Annotated in this window: 1 protein-coding gene; it reads right to left on the bottom strand. The window is 71.9% G+C overall.

All coding sequences use genetic code 11. The features are described from left to right. The coding region (locus J1M64_RS18520) for an HNH endonuclease signature motif containing protein (protein WP_206475154.1) at positions 1-1,334 on the bottom strand (1,334 nt) is incomplete at both ends.

Genomic DNA, 1,334 nt, shown 5'->3' with positions numbered 1-1,334 from the left:
GGTCAAAGGTGCGGGCGCGTTCGGTGTTGCGGCGTTCGGTGCGGTGGCGTTCGGCGCGGCGCGACCAGAACGTCGGCTCGGCGTCGGCCTGCTCGTCACCGGTGGGCCCGGGGCTGCGGCGTTGTTGCCGGGTCCACGCCTCGGTTTCGGCGCGGGCATGTTCACGCCGGTACTCGGCGAGCGGGCCGGAGGGTCGGGTGAGCATGGTCGAACCGTCCGGGGTGCGCACCAGCAGGGTGCCGTCGGGCTGCAGGTCGTAGAGCCAGTCCGAGAAGGTCTTGAACCGGTGATGGCGCCGGCACATCGCGGCGAGGTTGGCCTCGATGGTGTGCCCGCCCCGCTGGGGGTCGGCGTGATCGAACGGGACCACATGGTCCAGATCACAGGCCTCGGCCGGGATCGCGCAGCCGGGGTGGCGGCAGGTGCCGTCCCGCAGCCGGATCCGGCGGGCCAACTGGGCACTGGGCCGGTATTTCAGGGCGGTGCGGGCGTCATCGGCGGCGCCGATGCGCGGGTCGATGGGTTCGAAGGTGGCTCCGTCGCTGGTGGCGAGCATGTCCAGCAGGGCCTGCAGGGCGGCCTGGCCGGAGCGGGTGAACTCCACTCGGGCGCCGCCGTCGTCGCGGGCGTGGTTGCCGGTGGCGATGACGGTGACCTTCGGTCGCAACGCCACCCCGGCACCCGGCGCGCCGGGACGGGCCGGGGTGCCGGCTAGGCCGGGATCGCCGCACACCAGGGACATCAGGGCGTCGGCGCGCCGCTCGGCGATCGAGTAGTCCTCGACCTCGCCAGCGCCGCCGGCGCCGCCGGGGTTGGCGGTGTCGGCTTGGGTGTTGGCGGCGGCTTGGGCGTCGGCGTACTTGTGGTCTTTCACGCGTTGGTCGAGGGCCTCGGCCAGGACGGCCGCTTCCTCGGTGGCCAGGATCGCCGAGACGCTGGACATGCCGTCGACGCCCTTGTGCAGTCGCACCCCGCGGGTGCGGGCGGCTTCCTGACGGCGCAGGCGGATGCCGTTCGCGTCGTAGCGGGCGATGATCGCATCGACGTTGCCGCGGATGGCTTTCTCGCCCATGCGCACCCCGCCCTCGATCGCGGCGAGGTATTCCTCGACGACCTGCCGCTGCACCGCCTCGAGCATATCGACGTGGACGGTGGCCATTTGCGAGGCCAGGATATTCGCGGCCTGCAGATCCAGCCGCCCCTGCGTCATCGCGGACAGGATCGCCGGATACCGCAGGTGCAGATCGAGGGCGAAGGTGATCATCCGTTCGGCCCGGCCCGTCGAGATCGCCATCGCCGACACCACGTACCCGGCCGCGACATCGATCGGATCG

The organism is Dietzia sp. KRD202, assembly GCF_017168155.1.
In the GTDB taxonomy this organism is placed as follows: Bacteria; Actinomycetota; Actinomycetes; order Mycobacteriales; family Mycobacteriaceae; genus Dietzia; species Dietzia kunjamensis.
The sequence above is the reverse complement of the archived record's forward strand: the minus strand, read 5'-3'. Positions and strand labels throughout refer to the sequence as shown.